At 60.2% G+C, this 17,740-nt stretch carries 14 protein-coding genes; 2 read left to right on the forward strand and 12 right to left on the reverse strand.

What is annotated here, in order from left to right; all coding sequences use genetic code 11:
• Nucleotides 1-103: 103 nt before the first annotated feature.
• The 6 genes from FZ934_RS08485 to FZ934_RS08510 form a co-directional block, all read right to left on the reverse strand.
• Complete coding sequence (locus FZ934_RS08485) at nt 104-1,015, reverse strand: sugar phosphate isomerase/epimerase family protein (protein WP_153270712.1); 912 nt, start codon at nt 1,013-1,015, stop codon at nt 104-106.
• Nucleotides 1,016-1,039: 24 nt separating this feature from the next.
• Nucleotides 1,040-2,074, reverse strand: coding sequence for a Gfo/Idh/MocA family protein (locus tag FZ934_RS08490; RefSeq protein WP_153270713.1), 1,035 nt, complete (start codon nt 2,072-2,074; stop codon nt 1,040-1,042).
• Nucleotides 2,075-2,097: 23 nt separating this feature from the next.
• The gene (locus tag FZ934_RS08495) at nt 2,098-3,042 is read right to left on the reverse strand and encodes a sugar phosphate isomerase/epimerase family protein (RefSeq protein WP_153270714.1); all 945 of its coding nucleotides are present in this window, start codon (nt 3,040-3,042) and stop codon (nt 2,098-2,100) included.
• Nucleotides 3,043-3,119: 77 nt separating this feature from the next.
• A complete protein-coding gene (locus FZ934_RS08500) occupies nt 3,120-4,043 on the reverse strand; it encodes a sugar ABC transporter substrate-binding protein (RefSeq protein ID WP_153270715.1) in 924 nt (307 codons plus the stop codon).
• A gap of 117 nt (nt 4,044-4,160) precedes the next feature.
• Nucleotides 4,161-5,165 (reverse strand): ABC transporter permease, encoded by a 1,005-nt coding sequence (locus FZ934_RS08505; protein WP_153270716.1) that lies wholly within the window; start codon nt 5,163-5,165, stop codon nt 4,161-4,163.
• On the reverse strand, nt 5,165-6,730 hold the full coding sequence (locus tag FZ934_RS08510; RefSeq protein ID WP_153270717.1) for a sugar ABC transporter ATP-binding protein: 1,566 nt from the start codon (nt 6,728-6,730) through the stop codon (nt 5,165-5,167). Before FZ934_RS08510 ends, FZ934_RS08505 begins: the two co-directional genes overlap by 1 nt.
• A 162-nt stretch (nt 6,731-6,892) precedes the next feature.
• Here FZ934_RS08510 and FZ934_RS08515 point away from each other — a divergent pair, with 162 nt between their 5' ends.
• A complete protein-coding gene (locus FZ934_RS08515; protein ID WP_153270718.1) occupies nt 6,893-7,927 on the forward strand; it encodes a LacI family DNA-binding transcriptional regulator in 1,035 nt (344 codons plus the stop codon).
• 141 nt (nt 7,928-8,068) lie between these two features.
• Here FZ934_RS08515 and FZ934_RS08520 read toward each other — a convergent pair whose 3' ends face one another.
• The 6 genes from FZ934_RS08520 to FZ934_RS08545 all read right to left on the reverse strand — a co-directional run bounded on the left by FZ934_RS08520 (nt 8,069) and on the right by FZ934_RS08545 (nt 14,973).
• Nucleotides 8,069-9,214: a Gfo/Idh/MocA family protein gene (locus tag FZ934_RS08520; RefSeq protein ID WP_153270719.1), complete on the reverse strand. Its 1,146-nt coding sequence runs from the start codon at nt 9,212-9,214 to the stop codon at nt 8,069-8,071.
• Between the two features lie 20 nt (nt 9,215-9,234).
• On the reverse strand, nt 9,235-10,245 hold the full coding sequence (locus FZ934_RS08525) for an ABC transporter permease (protein WP_194273781.1): 1,011 nt from the start codon (nt 10,243-10,245) through the stop codon (nt 9,235-9,237).
• Nucleotides 10,246-10,273: 28 nt separating this feature from the next.
• Nucleotides 10,274-11,233 (reverse strand): sugar ABC transporter substrate-binding protein, encoded by a 960-nt coding sequence (locus FZ934_RS08530; protein WP_153270721.1) that lies wholly within the window; start codon nt 11,231-11,233, stop codon nt 10,274-10,276.
• A 59-nt stretch (nt 11,234-11,292) separates the two neighbouring features.
• Nucleotides 11,293-12,243, reverse strand: coding sequence for an ABC transporter permease (locus FZ934_RS08535; protein ID WP_153270722.1), 951 nt, complete (start codon nt 12,241-12,243; stop codon nt 11,293-11,295).
• Nucleotides 12,240-13,802, reverse strand: a complete 1,563-nt coding sequence (locus FZ934_RS08540; protein WP_153270723.1) for a sugar ABC transporter ATP-binding protein — start codon at nt 13,800-13,802, stop codon at nt 12,240-12,242. Before FZ934_RS08540 ends, FZ934_RS08535 begins: the two co-directional genes overlap by 4 nt.
• Before the next feature lie 127 nt (nt 13,803-13,929).
• Nucleotides 13,930-14,973: a LacI family DNA-binding transcriptional regulator gene (locus tag FZ934_RS08545; RefSeq protein WP_281409931.1), complete on the reverse strand. Its 1,044-nt coding sequence runs from the start codon at nt 14,971-14,973 to the stop codon at nt 13,930-13,932.
• Between the two features lie 496 nt (nt 14,974-15,469).
• Between FZ934_RS08545 and FZ934_RS08550 the strand changes: the two genes are divergently transcribed.
• Entirely contained in the window at nt 15,470-17,740 is a 2,271-nt protein-coding gene (locus FZ934_RS08550; RefSeq protein ID WP_153270725.1) for an argonaute/piwi family protein, read from the forward strand.

A 17,740-nucleotide genomic window follows, 5' to 3' on the forward strand; every position in this document is an offset into this window, starting at 1 on the left:
TCCCAAAGAAGATCGGCTTCGAAATCGAAGCCGATCCTACGTCTATCCGGCACCGCGCGTTTGCCTGGGGACAGGCAAATTGCAGGCTTTCTCAGAAGGATCGCTACCCTCTCGGAGAGAAATACTTGTCGACGTATTTCTGGATCTCCGATCGCATGAACTTTCCAGATGCATCCGCTCGGTCTTCCCAGCCGAAGACACACGCCGTCACGACCCCGTCGAAGCCGACTTCGGCGAGCGATGAGAAGAAGACATCCCAGTTGATCTCACCCTGCCCCATGTCCATGTGCTGATGGATGGTGACCTTCGCGCCTGGCGGGTTGATGATATAGCGCAGGCCAGACGATGCCCGGTGGTTATAGGTGTCGGCAACGTGGACGTGATTGATCAGCGGTCCCGCGTCCCGGATCATCCTCGACATGTCCTCGCCGAAGTAGAAGGTGTGCGGCGCGCAGTAGAGGAACTTGACGTTGTTCGAGCCGATGGTCTTCAGCATGTCGATCGCCGGGTGGAGCGTCTCGCACCAGTCTTCCGGATGCGGCTCCATGTTGAGCGTGACGCCCTCTTTCTCAAATACGGGAACCAGTTCCTCGATCGAGCGCCACCATGCAGCTTCGCTGTGCTCATGGGTGAAATGGCCACCGCAGCAGTTCGACCGATGACCGCGGTCGGGGGACGGCCCGCGGCCGAATTCGGAGTTCATCGTGTCGACGCCGAGGTCGACCGCGAGTTGGATGGCTTCCTTCCAATAGCCGACCGCGGCTTTACGCTCGTCTTCATGCGGACTTGCCCAGCGATACATGGGCAACAGGGAGGCCACTTGGACGCCATGGTCCTTGAGCGCCTTCTTGAATTCCGCGACACGTTCCTTGTGGGCACGCGGGCGAACCCACCAGGGAAGCAGGTCGTCGCGCGGCGAGACCTCGATATAGTCGTAGCCGAGCTCGGCAGCCTTTCGGCAGAGTTCATTCAATGGCAGATGCCGATGCATATGCGGGTCGAGAGCGATTTTCATGGCTTCCTCCTCCTCGATTTTCCGTTAGGCGGCTGGCTTCAGCGCGGTCGGCGCATAGAACGACGGCCGCTCCCCGATCCTGATTGGGACGATCTTGCCGGAATGCTTCGCCTCGACGCATGCGTCTGCGGTGACGGAAGCAAAGTAGCCGTCCCACGCCGTCGGGCCGCGCACGACGCCAGCCTTGACGGACTCGATCCATTCCTGGAGTTCGACATCGTAGCTGTCGATGAAGCGAAGCTTCCAATCCTGCAGGATCTCGTGGCTGAGCTTGGCGTCCTTGCGAAGGAGCACGCTCATCGGTTCCGGCAGATAGCCGATCCCATCCTCGCCGACGACCTGGCACTGAATGTCGTAGCCATAGGGGCAGTTGACGAAGACTTCGACGTCGATCCGGACGCCCTTCTTCGTCTCGAGCAAGATCATGTGGGGGTCATCGAGATCCTTGCGCGTGTGCTTGGTCTTGCGGGGCATGATGACCTGGGCGGACACGTAGTCGTCGTCCAGCAGCCAGCGCAGCACGTCGATCTCGTGTGGGAAGGAGTCCGTGATGGCCATGTCGCCCGCATAGACCTCAGGAACGCTCGGATTGCGGTGGGCGCAATGCACCATCAGCGGCTCGCCGAGATTGCCGTTGGTGATCTGCTCCTTCAGGAGACGGTAGCTCTTGTCGTAACGGCGCATGAAGCCGACCTGGACAAGCTGGCGTCCGCTGGCAATTTCCGCATTGACGATGTTGAGGCAGGCCTCGGCAGTTGTCGCCAGCGGCTTCTCGCAGAAGACGGGCTTGCCAGCAGCGATCGACGAGAGAACAAATTCTTCATGCGTCGGGCCCCATGACGTGACGACGATGGCATCGACGTTGGGATCGGCGACGAGATCGTGGCCGTTCTCGAAGACTTTCGCAGCGGGGGTCAGGCGCTTGGCAACCTCCTCCGCCTGGGCTTTGTTGATGTCATTTACAGCGACGACAGTTGAACCAACCAGCTTGTGGTGGAGGCGCTGGATGTGCTCCTGGCCGATCGCGCCAGTTCCGATAACACCGATCTTGAGGGTCATGGGCTTGTTCCTGATGGGGGATGTCAGTCGAAGTCACGTGGGAGTGCGAGCTTCAGTGTCGTGAGTGATTTCTTGACGCCAAGGAGCGGATCCATTCCGGCGTCTTCCATTTCGAGGCTGACCGGTCCGTCGTAGCCGACCATCCTGGCAACCGCGAAGAATTCCTTCCACCACTGAACGTCGTGGCCGTGCCCGAGCGCAACGTAGTTCCACGAACGCTTGGCAATGTCGTTGATCCAGTAGGTGTCGATCAGGCCATTGGCCTCCGCGAGCGTGCGCTCCAGCCGAACGTCCTTGGCATGCATGTAATGGATGGCATCGCCTAGCAGGCGAACGGCCGCGATCGGGTCACCGCCCATCCACATGTGGTGGCTGGGGTCGAAGTTCATGCCGATGACGGGATCGACGTGCTCCCGCAGCCGCAGCATGTTGGCCGGGTTGTGGATCATCGTAGCGCCAAGGTTTTCGATCGCGACACGGATGCCGCAGTCCTTGGCCAACTCACCAGCCTTCTGGAAATATGGGATCAGCACACCGTTCCATTGATAGTCGAGGGCTTCGACCTGCTCCGGGAGGATGACGTGGGTGATCCAGTTTGGCAGGTCGTCCTTCGGCGTGCCGCCCGGGCAGCCCGACATCATGACGACGGTCTTCACGCCGAGCTTTTCGGCAAGCCGGAAGGTTTTCTCGACGACGGCGCGATGCTCCGCGCCGCTTGCGCCGGGATGGAGCTGGTTGCCGGAGCAATTCAAAGCGGAAATCGTCAGGCCTCGGCGGTCGAGAGCCGCCAGGTAGTCAGTCCGGGCCTGTTCGCTTTCAAGGAGCTCGTCGAGGCGCAGGTGCGGAGCCTTGGACCAGTTTCCGCATCCTAGCTCGACAGATTCGAAGCCGAGCTTCGAGACCGTATCAAGCATCTCTTCGAAGGGAAGGTATCCGAGAATGTCGGTTACCAGGCTTAAGCGCATCATTTCATGAGCTCCAGGATATTCAGTTGCATTGGGTGCGCGTGCCGGGACCGCAGCCCCGACACGCATCTCGGGAGGAATTACTTCTTCATGTACTGGTCGACATTGTCCTTGGTGATGGACTCGAACGGCACGAGCTTCTCGGCCGGAGGCGTCTCACCCTTCTTGATGCTCTCGACCACTTCGAAGGCCGCCTTCGCCTGGCCGCCCGCGTTCTGGAAGATGGTCTGCGACATCTCACCGGCCTTGATGGCGTTGAGCGCGTCCGGAACGCCATCGACACCCGAGATCATCACGCCTTTCAGGCGATCGGCGCCCTGAAGGGCTTCACGGGCACCAAGGGCCATCTGGTCATTGGCAGCAATGATGGCGTCGAACTTCGGGAAGCTCTGGATCCAGTCCTCGGTGACCTTCATTCCTTCGGCGCGGTCGTAGTTGCCGGAGAGGTTGGCGAGGATCTTGACGTCAGGACGGCCGAGATTGTCCTCGAAGCCTTTGAGGCGCTCCTGCGAGTGGTAGAGGCCGGGCGTGCCCTGCAGGTAGAGGATCTGCGCATCCTTCGGCAGATTGGCCTTCATGTACTCGGCCTGCATCTTGCCGGCGTCGATGTTCTTCGAGCCTACGAAAGTGTACTTGCCGCCAGCCGACTGGATGCCGAGCGCAATCACCGGAATCCCCGCCTCGTTCGCCTTTTCGACACCGGGAACGATACCCTCGTAGTCGACCGGGACAACCAGGATCACATTGACCTTCTGGGCGATCAGGTTGTCGATCTGATCAAGCTGCTTGCTGGCGTCGTTGTTGGCGTCGGTGAACTTGATATCGACATCAGGATCGGACTTCGCAGCCTCGATGAAGGCGTTCTTGCGAGCCATGACGAAGACGTCAGTGTCGGCCATGTTGGCATAGCCCACGACGAACTTGTCGGCGGCAAAGGCGGCGGATGCGGACAGTGCCGCGGCGGATACGGCGCAGGCGAGTGCGAGCTTTGCGATCATTTTCATTTGGGGTCTCCTCCCGTTGGTAGTTCAAAAGGTTGCTTCGATCCGGCGCCATCGCGCCGACACACACACAGTTGGTCCTTCGCGCGAGCGCGTTCGCTTCGCGCGGGAACTTTTGAGTCAGGCCTTCTTTTTGCTGCGGGCCGATTTCGTCCAAACATCAAGGATGACGGCGACCGCGATGATCAGTCCCTTGATGATCTGCTGCCAGTACGAGCTGACGTTCATGAGATTGAGGATGTTGTTGATGACGCCGATGATCATCGCGCCGATGATCGTGCCGGTGATCGTACCCGTGCCGCCCATCAGGCTTGTGCCGCCGACAACGACTGCGGTGATTGCGTCGAACTCGTAGCCCACGCCACCTGCGGGCTGGCCGGAATTGATGCGCGACATCAGAACAATACCAGCGACAGCGCAGAGAATGCCATTGAAGATGAACGCCTTGACGATGATGCTGTCCGGATTGATGCCCGAGGCACGTGCCGCCCGCTCATTGCCGCCGACAGCGTAGACATAGCGGCCAAACTTCGTCTTGTTCAGCAGGATCCACGACACCACGACCAGCACGGCGAGGATGAGGACGGAGATCGGTACGGGTCCAATGGATCCCTGCCCGATCACCTTGAAATCACCAAGGCCAGTCACCGGAGAGCCGCCCGTGTAGAGAAGCACCGCGCCGCGTGCCACCGTCGTCATCGCGAGCGTCATGATGAATGACGGGATGCGGAAGAAGGTGATGACGAAGCCGTTGATGATCCCGGTGATGATGCCGACTGTAACACCTGCTACGACGGCGAGAATGATGCTTCCGGACATCGCCATGACGCTGGCGGCAATGACGCCACATAGCGCAAGCACGGATCCGAGGGACACGTCGATGTGCCCTAGGATGATGATGAACGTGACCCCACATGCCAGCAAGCTGACGACCACGACCTGACGCAGGACGTTGGTGAGGTTGGCTTCAGTAAGGAACGTTGGGCTCAGAAGCGAGGCCAGGATACAGATCCCGACAAAAATCAGAATTGTCCCGTACTTGCGATAGATCGCAGCAAAGTCCATGCCACTCGATTTCGAGCTTACTTTGGCGGGTGCGCCCGCAGCCATGGGTTCGGTGTTCATTAGTGTCCTCCCGTTGCAAGGCGCATAATGCTTTCCTGATTGGCCTCGCTTCTTGTCAGTTCGCCCGCGACCCGTCCCTCGGCCATCACGACCACGCGGTCGCTCATGCCGAGGATTTCCGGAAGCTCGGACGAGATCATGATGATCGCCAGGCCCTGACGGGCGAAGTCAGTCATCAGGCGATGAATTTCAGATTTCGAGCCGACGTCGATACCGCGGGTCGGCTCATCAAGAATGAGAAGCTTGAGATCCCCAAGGAGCCATTTGGCAATCACGATCTTCTGTTGGTTGCCACCGCTGAGGTTCTCGACGATCATGTCGGTATTGGGTGTCTTGATTTGCAGCATCTTGATCATACGCTGCGCGGCCGACTCCTCCTGGCGCTCGCTGACAAAGAGCCCCGCAGTGAATTTTTTGAGATTTGCCAGCGAGATGTTTTCGCCGACGGAGCGGCAGAGCACGAGACCCTCCGCCTTGCGATCTTCAGACACCATTGCGATCCCATGCGAGATCGCATCCTTCGGCGACCTAAGCTTGAGTACCTCGCCGTTGAGCCTGACCGAACCACCGCTGGCAGCATCGAGGCCGAATATGACACGCGCAACTTCTGTCCGCCCTGCTCCGATCAAGCCAGAGAGGCCAACTATTTCACCCGCGCGAACGTTGAAGCTGACGTCCTCGAAAGTGCCTTCCCGGGAGAGGCTGTCGACAGACAGTACAACATCTCCGATAGGCACTTCTTCCTTGGGGAAGATGCTCGAAATCGTTCGCCCAACCATCTGGGAGATAAGCTTCGTCTCGTCGTACTCACTCGCAGGCGCGGCTGCGATGAACTGTCCGTCGCGCATGACAGTGATGTCATCGGCGATCTGGAAGATTTCATCCATTTTATGGGTGATGTAGATGATGGCTACGCCGGCTGCCTTCAGGTCCGCGATCTGCCGGAACAGCATCGCGACCTCTGTGTCGCTGATCGCCGACGTCGGCTCGTCCATGATGACAAGCGAAGCCTGGCGCGAGATCGCCTTGACTATTTCGATTAGCTGCATCGCCGCGATCGATAGATCGCGCATCTTTGTCTCCGGCGCATACTTGAGGCCCAGACGGTCGAGAAGTGCCTTCGTGTCCGCGTTCATCTTGGAGAAATCTACGAAACGCGAGAAGACTCCCTTCTCGGACATCGCCGGCTCGCGGCCAAGGAAGATGTTTTCAGCGATTGTCATGTCGAGAACGGGGCTGAGCTCCTGGTGGATCATGGAGATCCCGCGCTCGAGCGCGGCAGACGTATCCTGCGCGCTCAAGGTCTCGCCCTTGAATATTATCTCGCCGCCATCAATTGTGTAGGTTCCGCTGAGGATCTTCATCAGCGTCGATTTTCCGGCACCGTTCTCTCCGACGAGAACGTGCACGGTGCCAGGCCGAACCTTCAGGTTCATGCCATCCAGGGCAAGCACGCCAGGAAACGCCTTTGTGATATTGCGCATCTCCAAGACCAGTGACTGCGATCCAGAAAGATGCTCGTTCGCGCTCCCCACTGGGCGCACTGATGCGTTGGCCGCGGGCATAGCCCCTCCTCCCAAAACGTTCGCCGTTCCCGACGTTTCTTGATTACTGAATGCTCCTCCAGCGGCATGGAGAACACCATATTTTGGGCGTTTCTGTCAATTTGACACTGGACTTTTCTCTCAAAATCTCTCAGATTGGCTTTCATTAATGGGAGAATTCGAATGACCCGACCGACGATCGCCGACCTTGCGAAGGCGGCAAACGTAGGAGTCTCAACGGTTGATCGCGTACTGAATGGTCGCGACCCCGTCAGACCGCAGACAGCCGAGCGCGTACTGTCAGCGGCAGAGAGAATCGGCTTTCACGGCGTGACTGCCATCAAGAAGCGGCTTGAGAATGATAAACCCATCATCAAGTTTGGCTTCCTCCTGAAGCAGTCTCACCGTAAGCTCTACCAGATGTGGGCGGAGGTCCTCACAAAGGCGGTGGAGGCATTTCCTGACGCCCATGGACGCGCCATCGTTCGGTTCGTCGACGAGCTTGCCCCGGAGAACACCGCGGACGCTTTGCTAGCAATGAGCCGGGATGCTGATGCCGTAGGAATCATCACTTCCGATCATCCGCAAATCAATCACGCGGTGGACGGGCTTGAGAACGAGGGGATCCCGGTATTCACGATGATCTCTGACCTGACGGCGCGAGGTCGCGCAGGCTACGTTGGCAATGACTGTGTCAAGAAGGGCCGGACGGCTGCCTGGTTCATCGACAATGTGAATCCGAGGCCTGGCAAGGTTGCCGTATTCGTAGGGAGCCACCGCTACCTTTCACAGGAGCTTTGCGAGATGGGGTTCCGCTCCTATTTTCGCGAGAGCCAGAGGGAATTCCAGATGATGGAGACGCTTGGCACCCAGGAGGAGCCGGACATCGCGTATGAGTTGACGCGGGGCCTGCTCAAATCTGAAGAGAACTGGGTCGGGCTCTACGTGGCTGGCGGCGGAGTTACGGGAGTAATGCGGGCGCTCCGCGAGGATGGAGGTCCCGCGGCAAAGAGGCTCGTCGTCGTCGCTCATGAACTAACCAACGAGACCCGAGCCGGACTGGCTGAGGGCATCATCAAGGTCGTTCTCTCGCATCCCGCCCGCCTCCTCGCTGACACTCTGGTGCGTGCCATGGCGGAAGCGCTCGATACGCACCGGACGCCGACCGTTTCGCACAACATTCTTCCCTTCGAAATTCACACGGCAGCAAATATTTGAGGGGGCAAGGCGATGGTGCTCGACAGTTGCAGACGATAATTGTCATGCCGAATCAGAGGACAACATATGGGCGACGCGCTGCAGGGCGCCCGCCTCAAAATGATCGCCGGGCCCTGAAGCCGTCACAGTAGCGAATCCTTCCTACGAGTCCTCAAGCGGGACGAAGCGTGACCCGTCACGAGCCGACCGCAATGCCGCATGCATGAACCGAACGCCCCGCGCACCATCCTCAACAGTCGGGAAATCGAACGTTCCGCTCAATGTGCCGTCTTGGTGCGCCGCAATCGCATCCGCGATTCCGCAGTAGAGGTTGGCAAAGGCTTCCAGATAACCTTCAGGATGTCCGGCCGGAACGCGCGTTACCCGCCCCGCCGCGTCACCTGCCTCTTCGCTCCCGCGTGTAATCAGCCGCGTCACGCCGCGGGTCGGCGTGAAGGCCAGCGTTTCCGGGCGCTCCTGATGCCAGGCGATGCCTCCTTTGTCACCATAAACACGGATCGATAGACCATTTGCATTGCCTGGCGCCAGCGTGGTGTTCCAGAGATAGCCCCGCGCCCCATTGGAAAATCTCAGATGCATGCTGGCGTGGTCTTCGAGCCGGTTGCCGGGCACTAGCGTGGAGAGATCCGCCGAAAGCTGTCTTACACGAAGGCCTGTCACGAATTCCGCGAGGTGATGTGCATGGGTTCCTGTGCCAGCGACGATACCAAGCGGGCCAGAAAGCTGGGGATCGTTCTGCCACCCTTCAGCACCTTCAACCTGATACTCAGATGCATATTCCACCGCCACGCTGCGGATCGTTCCAAGGCGAGCCGCTGCAATCATCTCGCGAGCTGCGCGCACCATGGGATAGCCGGAATAGGTGTGCGTGACTGCGAAAATCACGTTCTTCGCGCGCGCCGTCGCTGCAAGCTCGTCAGCCAGGGCAACGACAGTCGTCAGCGGCTTGTCGCAGATCACATGGATGCCTGCCTTGAGAAAGGCCATCGCGCTCGGATAGTGATCCGCATTCGGCGTGCAGATCGCCACCGCGTCTATCCCATCCTCACGCGCTTTTTCTGCCGCCGCCATCGTCTCGACTGTTTCATAGGACCGGGCCGGATCGATCTGCCAAAGCGCTGCGGATTGCCGGCCGCGTACGGCATCGCGCGACAGGACGCCCGCAACGACGTCCCAGCGTCCGTCCATTAGGGCAGCCGTGCGATGCGCACTCCCTATATTGCCGCCAATGCCGCCGCCGACCATGCCTAGACGAAGCCGCCGCCGCTGCCAGTGTGCGAGTGTCATGAGAACCCTGTCCTTTCCAATCAGGCCTTGCGGCCTCCGACAAGCCGCGCATTTACCAACTGGCTCAGCGCGCTTCCAAATATGATGACGGCCCCGAGCACGATCGCCTGATCGTAGAAACTGAGGCCAATGAGATTGAGCCCCTTGTCGAGGAGGACGATGACCGCAACGCCAGTCAGGGTCTTCCAGGCGCTGCCTTCTCCCCCCATGATGCTGGTGCCGCCGAGCACGACGGCGGCAATCGCCATCAGGAGCACGTTGTCGCCGAGTACCGGTCCGCCGGAACCGAGGCGCAGCACAACCGTCACTCCCGCCAGACCCGAGCATAGACCGCAGAGCGCGTAGGCGGCGAATTTGACCCAGCCGACCCGCAATCCGTTGTAAATAGCCGCTCGTTCGTTGGCACCGACGAGGAAGGTTTCTCGACCGAGCCTCAGGCGCGTCAAAAGGATATGCGCAAACAGCATGGTGGCGAGACCGATCAGGAGCAGGTTGGGAATGCCAAACAGGCTTCCTCGCCCAGAGCGCAGCACCTCGATCGGCAGGCGTCCCAAGGAGGCTCCACCGGTCCACAGCATTGCGAACGCTCGCAGGATCAGCAGCATTCCGAAGGTGTGGACGAAGGCAGGAAAGCGCAGCACCGCGACTGCGAGACCGTTGATGAGGCCAACCGCAGCACCGATCGCCATTCCCGCCGCAATGCCTGGCCAGATGAGCCCGGTCTCGCGCATCGTCCAAGCTGTCGCGACCGTCGCAAGGCTGAGGGTGGAGCCTATCGACAAGTCGATCCCGCCTACCAAGAACACAAAGGTGATGCCGAGCGCCGAGATCAGCAACGGACCGAACAACCACGCCATGTTCTGGAGATTGGCGGCTCCCAGGAAACCGGGAGCCACCATCATCAAGGTGGCAACGGCGATCACGAGCACGGGAAGCATCGGCGTTGCGGCGACCGTGTGCGCCAGCGCGCTCCCCAGACGGCGCGGACCCGCCCCGTCCTCCTGTCCACCTCTCAACATTTCGTTCAGCATGATCCGCGTCTCCGCCCCTGCCGGATATTTATCCCTTGCAACCGGAGAGACCGGCAGCCTTCGCTTCCACGTCCGACGGCCCATAGGCGATGCCGGGCAGAAACTCGGACTTCGGCTCGACCCCCTCGCCCTTCACGGCCTTTAGCGCCGCACTGACCGCCCGATCCGCCATTTCGGCGATAGGTGTTGCGATATCGAGGTCGAGGAAGCCGTCCCGGACTGCACGGCAACCGGAGGGAAGTCCGTCGATCGAGACCACGACGACATGCTGCGGATCGCCTACTTTCTTGAGCCGCCCCTTGGCCTCCAATGCCGAGAAGACGCCCTGTAGACCGTCGTTCCATGGCTGGTACACGCCATTGAGGTCGGGATGTTCTTGAAGGGCGTTCTGCACGCCGATCATCGCCTTTTCCGTGCTCCAATCGGTCGGCACCTGCGCGACGACAGTGATGTTCGGCGCAGCCTTCAGCGCCTCGTTGAGGCATGACGAGCGGCGGATGCCGTTGTCGTTGGCGAGACCACCCTGTATTTCGACGAGCTTGAAGGGCTTGCCGCCCGCAGCCTTGACGAAGAACTCACCCGCCGTGCGACCGTCAGCGCAAGGGTCGCCGCCGACATGATAGGTGACGGCCGAAAGATCTGCAGGGGCCTGGTCCATGGTGATAAATGGAATGCTGGAGGTCTGAGCAACCTGCGCCAGCGTGACCGCCGCCTCGATGTCCCACGGGATCGCGATGATCGCGCCTACCCCATCAGAAATGAACGTGTCGACCTGGGAGGCCTGACGCTGGGCGTCTTTGTCGGCATTGGCGACCTTTACAGCCGCGCCCATCTTCTCGGCCGCAGCTTTCAAAGCGCCGATCTGCACCTCGCGGAAAGGTTCGACTTTATCGAACGAGAGACCGATGGTCAGGTCAGCGGCGCTCGAAGGGATGGCGATGGTGCTCGCAGCCAGCAGAGCGGCGAACGATAGTGCAATACGTTTCATTTCTCTCTCCCTTGGTGCCGCGAACAGCCTGCGGCGTTGCAAATGACGAGCTGTGACGGTCAGGCTCGTTGAGCGAAGCGCGTCATAATCGTATCGGTGGAGACGGCCGCCATGAGCACGGCCCCCCGCACCACGTCGTAGTAGTAAGGATCGGACCCCATGAGATTGAGCCCGTTCTGGATCGTCGTGAGCAGGATCGCTCCGAGCGCCGAGCCAAGAATGGTGCCGCGCCCGCCGAAAAGGCTGGTCCCACCGAGAACGACGGCCGTGATGACCGTGAATTCGAAGCCGAAGCCGAGTTCCGAGGTGAGCACGCCGACTCGACCGACGACGATGAGGCCCGCGACCGCCCCGGTTAAACCAGCGATCGTGTAGATCGCGAGAAGCAGTCGGTTTCCGGCAATGCCCGTTTCGCGCGCCGAACGGGGAGAATCCCCTAGCGCCAGCAGGTGGCGGCCGGCGACCGTCTGGCCGAGGACCACCGCCCCGCAGAGGACTGCCACCACCGCCAGCCAGATAGGCAGGCCGATCCCGAAGACCTGCGTCCTGCCGAGCAACGTCAGCGGCCCCTCGATGGGATGTAGCGTCGCCCCCGTCAGGTGTAGGCCGATGCCCCGGAAAAGCGTCAGGGTGCCGAGCGTGGCGATCAGCGGATTGATTCGGACCCACACGACGATTGCGCCATTGACAAACCCAGCAAACGCGCCGACCGCGAGCGCTACTGGATAGGCGACGGCGGCTGACAACCCGGCGGCGGTCCCGGTTGCAACTACCGCCGCAGCTAGCGCCATGTTGCTGACGGAGCCAATCGATAGATCGATGCCACGCGTGATGACGATGAAGGTCATCGCGACGGCGCAGATCATGGTCGGGGAAGCATCAAGCAGGATATTGCGCACATTGCCCCAGTCGGCGAAGCCTGCCGAGCGCTGGGCGAAAAGCATCGAGATCGCCACAAGCACCGCCCCGAGAACGAGGATCTGCATCTTTTGAAGGTTGCGCCGTCTCATCCTACGACTCCCGTGGAAGCAATGCCGAGGATGCGACCTGCATCGAATGCCTCGCGCGGCAGAATGCCGGCAAGCCGCCCTTTGTGAAGGATCGCGATGCGGTGAGATATTGCCAGAAGCTCGGGGATGTCGGACGAAATTAGAATGAATGCCATGCGATCAACCGCCCTGTCGACGACGATCTGGTGAACCGCCGCGCGCGCTCCGATATCCACACCCTTCGTCGGCTCGTCGAGAACCGCGACCTTCGGCTGGCGCGACAGCCAGCGTCCGAGAATGGCCTTCTGCTGGTTTCCGCCGGACAAGTTGACCATCGCTGTTTCGAGCCGCCGCGGCTGAACGACGAACTCCTCGGCAATGCGCTCCACGTCTTGTTTCTCGCGCCGAAAGTCCAACCAGCCGATTAACCGACCAGCCAGCGCCCGCAGATTGGCGGCGCTGACATTGGCGAGGACCGAATGGTTGAGAAAGGCTTGGTCCCGGCGCCTGTCTTCAGACACGAGCACCAAACCACGGTCGATCGCAGCGCGCGGGGAGCGCTCAGAGAAATCGACGCCGCCGAGCGTTACGCGGCCGACACCCTTGCGGAAGCCGCATATGGTTTCGGCCAGTTCCGTCCGGCCTGAGCCCATTAAGCCCGCGATACCTAGTATCTCGCCCTCGCGTAGTTCCAGCGAAATATCCTTCACTAGCCCACCGTCGCCAACCTCTTCGAGGCGTAGCGCAATGGGCGCATCCTTAGGCACGGACGGCACGGCGATCTCCATCGCCGCCACCTTTCGGCCCACCATGGCCTGCGCGATACGGTCGCGTGAAAAGTCGCCAGGCTTTCCTGCATCGGCAACGACGCCGTCCCGCAGTATCACCACGCTGTCGGCGAGGGCATAGACCTCCTCAAGGAAGTGCGTGATGTAGATGATCGCGAAGCCCCGCTCGCGCAATCGGCGCGTCACAGTGAAAAGCTTTTCGCGCTCAGGCAGGCTGAGGCAGGTCGTCGGCTCGTCGAGGATCAGCAGCTTGGTCGCCCGCCTCATCGCCTTGGCGATCTCCACCATTTGGCGCTCACCAAGGGTGAGTTCTCCGGCAGGGCTTGCCAGATCGATCGTCGTTCCAAGCTGCTCATGCAGGAGACGACGCGCACCGTCCTCGAGGCCCTTCCAATCCACGAGGCCGCCTTTTTCCCGGAGATGCGGCATGTGGATGTTTTCTGCCACGCTCAGATTGTCGAAGAGACTTAGTTCCTGATGGATCGTGCCGAAGCCAAGATTATCGATATCAGCGGGCGTCAGCGTCGAAAATTCCCTTCCAGCAATGGTGATGGTTCCCTCATCCGGGGTCACCAGGCCGGAAAGAATGTTCTTAAGCGTCGACTTTCCGGCGCCATTTTCACCGAGCAGTGCGAGAACTTCGCCGGACTGCAGCGAAAAGGAAATGTCACGCAAGACCCGCACTGGTCCAAACGACTTTCGCACCCCGTCGATACGCAGAAACGGCTGTGTTCGGTCGCCGATGGGCATGAGTTCGCGAACCGGCCTCTCGCCGGCAACGCTTGCCATCATGATCAGATCCTCCACGATTCCGGACGCACCGGCTCCTCGTGAAGAGAATATAGGCAAGTATAGTGGTTTTTTGTCAAACCATATCTAATTTAATGATGCCGATTGCGTCATTTGTGACGAATTTCCGTTAGAGGCTTTCCGGCGTCAGTAGGTTAAACTGAATGAAGTGCTGGCCCTGTCCGCCACTCGACTGCAGCGACTCCCGCATCAGCGTCACTACGTCGCGGCACATCGGATCAAGCGGCGTATCGATCACCAGCGTCACCACCTCTTCGGCGAGGGCCTCGGTGGATTCCGCAGTGGCCTCGTTGCAAATGAGGATGATCTCGCGGGCCTTGCTGCTCTCGCGAACTGCCTCGATGACGCCTTCCGGACCGAAGCCCGCGACGTTGATGGCGACCAGATCTGGATAGCGAGCAAGAAGCGCCTTCGTCGCATCGTAGGCGGCTGCCTCGGAACCGGGATTCACCACTGTGTCAATGACCTCCAGATGTGGTGCACGCTCGCGCAACAAAGACCTGAAGCCGATCTCGCGCATCTCATGCCCGTGGAAACGGTTGCTGCCCACCATCACCGAAACCTTGCCTGGTCGCGTCGCCATGCGCGCCACGAACCAACCGCCGGCGCGCCCGGCCTTACGATTGTTGAGGCCTACATACCCTTCTCGCACGCCTGCGGCGAAATCGGACAGCAGCGAAAAGACGGGGACCCCCTGGGTTTTCAAAGTTGCTACTGCGGAGGTGACGAGCGGGTGATCAATGCAGATGGCAGCGATAGCCTGTACGCTTTCTCCAAGCTCCAGCAGGCGCTTTGCGATTGCACCGGCATCGGCCCAGGGGACATAACGTACAACGGCCTGCCCTCGCGCATCAGTTAGGCTGCGCACTTCATGCTCGATCCTTGCACCCAGCCCACGATTGAACGAAAAATGTGCGCCATCAAGGAGCAGAAACCCTAACTTGCAGACGGGCAAGTCTTCGCGCAGCCGCTCCTCGACAAGACGTTGTCCGTGAAAGCCAACAGCCTGCGCTGCTTCGGCGATCCGGCGCAGGGTCTCCGGCCTCACCTTAAATCGACCGTTCAGCGCCCGGTCAACAGTGGTTGCGCTCAGTCCGGCCTGCTTCGCAACGTCCTTTACAGTCACACGCTTCGTCATTTTGGCCTTCCGCAATGATTACTTTTGCATCATAGATGATGTTATTTGGATTGTCGCGAGCCGCAATGAAAATCGGAGCAGCGCGAGGGAAAACCTGTGAGCGCCACCTGCCGCGAGGCGCCTCGTCGTTGTCGCCCATGAACGCACCAACGAGATCCGGGCCTTGCGAAGGAGTGCTACGAGTCGTTCTCTCGCATCCCGCCCGACTCCTTGCGGGCACGCTGGTGAAAGAGATGGCAGAAGCCCTCGACTCCCGCCGGACGTCGATCGTCTCGCGGCACCTGCTCCAGTTGGGTCGGTTCAACCGGAGCGGCCTGTCGCCGCCGCGCCGGGCCATAAAGCGCCAGCACGCAAGGGGTTTCTGGGCTGACTGCTCGGCAAGTGAACCTTGATGCCGGTCCCGCTGGGGCGCGCTCCGACGAACTTAGGGGATTACCCGGCGCTTTCGATTGCGAGCATACGTTGCGTCGATACAATCGGTTCCAGCGAATCTGTATCATCGGCAGAATAAATGGCTCTTTCGATAAATTTTGCTCCGGTATCCGTTGAAGGCGACTGCGAGATACTGGCTGGCCGACAGAAATACGACAAGGATCGGCTTGCAGAGCTCCGCGCCGACTTTCGGGACACTCATCTGTTTCGGCGCGACGGCGCCGACAGCATGGTCGACATCCCGATAACCCCCGAAGGCTCGCCGCTCGGAAACGTGCAGGAAACGATCGATCTGAAGCGCAACCAGCAATACTGGCCCATGCTTCTGCAGGAGTCGCTGATCCAGCTCCTGGGGAGGCGTCCGATGCTTTCGCAGAACCCCTTGAAGCTCCTCGGCGCCAGGGTTCCGCTAATCGAGCATGCGAATCTTCCCGACTGGCTGCAACGTGTGTCCGTAACGGAAATCCACACCCGGCACATATCCGTCGACGGCAGAAGGATCTACGGACTCGCCTGCGATGTCCGCGCAAAATCGTTTATCACCGCAACGTGCGACATTCTGATCGACGCCGGGATGCCGATCGTCGGCAGATACGTCTCGGTCGAACTCCCCGCCATCGATCCGCGCATTATGCCGAAGAGGAAGCTGGTCGGTCGTGTCCGCGACATCGAGGGCGACGAGCTTGTCCTCGATGACCATGAAGCTGGGTTCGATCGAGTGGCGACAAAACTGGCCTTCCTGGAGCCGCGCACAGAGACATTCGAGTCCTGCGTCCGGAAGGCGCTTGGACGCGAAGGGGAGCCCGTGCTGGAAAAATCACGTCAGGCGTCGCAGGACCTCGTATCCGGTCCGGGCAAGCTGCGGCACATCACGGAGATCGTTCAGTACATCCGGGACAAGAGGCCGGCAGCAGCTCCGGGATCGCATTTCGTGGTGCATCCGCTCCTCGGTTCCAGCGCAAGACTTTTCCCTGCCCGGGAACTGATCGAGAAGCCATCACTGCTGTTCGATCCGAGCGGCAGCCGGAAGGACGACTGGGCGGAGCGCGGACTCAAGACCCATGGCCCGTACGACGAGAAGGTCTTCGCTCCGAAGAGCTTGAAGATCGCGATCGTCTGCCAATCTCAGCTCGAAGGCCGCGTGGACGAATTCATTGCCAAGTTTTTGGACGGCATGCCGAAGGTCATGCAGGAAGGAAAAAATTTCGCGCGGTACGGCGACGGCTTCATCAAGCGGTTTCGCCTCAACAAGCCGACGGTCCATTACTTCCTCGCAGATGGAACTTCCGACGAGGCCTACGCGAAGGCAAGCCGCGAGGCACTCGACCGCGCCCGCGACGGAGGATTCGAGTGGGACCTAGCGATCGTGCAGATCGAGGAGGAGTTCAAGTCTCTCGCGGACGGCTCAAACCCCTACTACACGACCAAGTCCATCTTTCTGAGACGAAATGTGCCTGTCCAAAGCGTCAGGCTGGAAACGATGTCGTTTCCCGACAGCGAGCTCGTTTTCTCGATGAACCACCTCAGTCTGGCGACCTATGCGAAGCTGGGTGGAACACCGTGGCTCCTCGCGGCAAGCCAGACGGTCGCGCACGAGCTGGTCATAGGACTGGGCTCGAGTGCCAGCTCCGAGAGCCGTCTCGGCCCGCAAACACGCCACGTAGGCATCACGACGGTGTTCTCCAGCGACGGCAGCTACCTGCTCAGCGACCGAACCGCGGCCGTTGCATACGGGGAGTATCCCGGCGAGCTTCGAAAAACCCTCAAGCGCACCATCGAGACCGTCCGAGCCGACGACAATTGGCGAAGCACGGACAAGGTCCGCCTAGTCTTCCACTCGTTCAAGCCCTTCAAGGATTCTGAGATAGAGGCGATAGACGCCCTCACGGGTGATCTCGGGCTCGGGAACGTCACGGCCGCATATCTTCACATCGCGCCGGATCATCCCTTTGTTGTCTTCGACCATAGCCAGAAGGGATTGCCCGCGCGCGGCGGCTGGAAGGGTGTTCTCGGCCCCGCCCGCCAGCTTCACCTCCGCCTCAGCGAGTATGAGTCCCTCGTCGTGTTCGCAGGAGCTTCGGAACTGAAGCAGGCAACCGATGGGATGCCCCGGCCCGCGTTGATCAAGCTCCATCCGAAGTCGACCTTCAAGGACATGATGTACCTGTCCCGACAGGCGTTCGCCTTCTCCGCCCATTCATGGCGCATGCTTTCTCCCGAGCCATTCCCGATAACGATCCGATACTCAGATCTCATTGCTCAACGACTGGCAGGTTTGGCTTCCGTGAAGGACTGGGATCCGGATGCGGTGACGTTCGGAGCAATCGGTCACAAGCCTTGGTTTCTCTGA

This window comes from Rhizobium grahamii (genome assembly GCF_009498215.1).
GTDB lineage: Bacteria > Pseudomonadota > Alphaproteobacteria > Rhizobiales > Rhizobiaceae > Rhizobium > Rhizobium grahamii_A.

Coding starts and splice junctions, on each gene's coding strand:
- FZ934_RS08485 (WP_153270712.1), bottom strand. CDS start 1,015: ATGAAAATCGCTCTCGACCCGCATATGCATCGGCATCTGCCATTGAAT.
- FZ934_RS08490 (WP_153270713.1), bottom strand. CDS start 2,074: ATGACCCTCAAGATCGGTGTTATCGGAACTGGCGCGATCGGCCAGGAG.
- FZ934_RS08495 (WP_153270714.1), bottom strand. CDS start 3,042: ATGATGCGCTTAAGCCTGGTAACCGACATTCTCGGATACCTTCCCTTC.
- FZ934_RS08500 (WP_153270715.1), bottom strand. CDS start 4,043: ATGAAAATGATCGCAAAGCTCGCACTCGCCTGCGCCGTATCCGCCGCG.
- FZ934_RS08505 (WP_153270716.1), bottom strand. CDS start 5,165: ATGAACACCGAACCCATGGCTGCGGGCGCACCCGCCAAAGTAAGCTCG.
- FZ934_RS08510 (WP_153270717.1), bottom strand. CDS start 6,730: ATGCCCGCGGCCAACGCATCAGTGCGCCCAGTGGGGAGCGCGAACGAG.
- FZ934_RS08515 (WP_153270718.1), top strand. CDS start 6,893: ATGACCCGACCGACGATCGCCGACCTTGCGAAGGCGGCAAACGTAGGA.
- FZ934_RS08520 (WP_153270719.1), bottom strand. CDS start 9,214: ATGACACTCGCACACTGGCAGCGGCGGCGGCTTCGTCTAGGCATGGTC.
- FZ934_RS08525 (WP_194273781.1), bottom strand. CDS start 10,245: ATGCTGAACGAAATGTTGAGAGGTGGACAGGAGGACGGGGCGGGTCCG.
- FZ934_RS08530 (WP_153270721.1), bottom strand. CDS start 11,233: ATGAAACGTATTGCACTATCGTTCGCCGCTCTGCTGGCTGCGAGCACC.
- FZ934_RS08535 (WP_153270722.1), bottom strand. CDS start 12,243: ATGAGACGGCGCAACCTTCAAAAGATGCAGATCCTCGTTCTCGGGGCG.
- FZ934_RS08540 (WP_153270723.1), bottom strand. CDS start 13,802: ATGATGGCAAGCGTTGCCGGCGAGAGGCCGGTTCGCGAACTCATGCCC.
- FZ934_RS08550 (WP_153270725.1), top strand. CDS start 15,470: ATGGCTCTTTCGATAAATTTTGCTCCGGTATCCGTTGAAGGCGACTGC.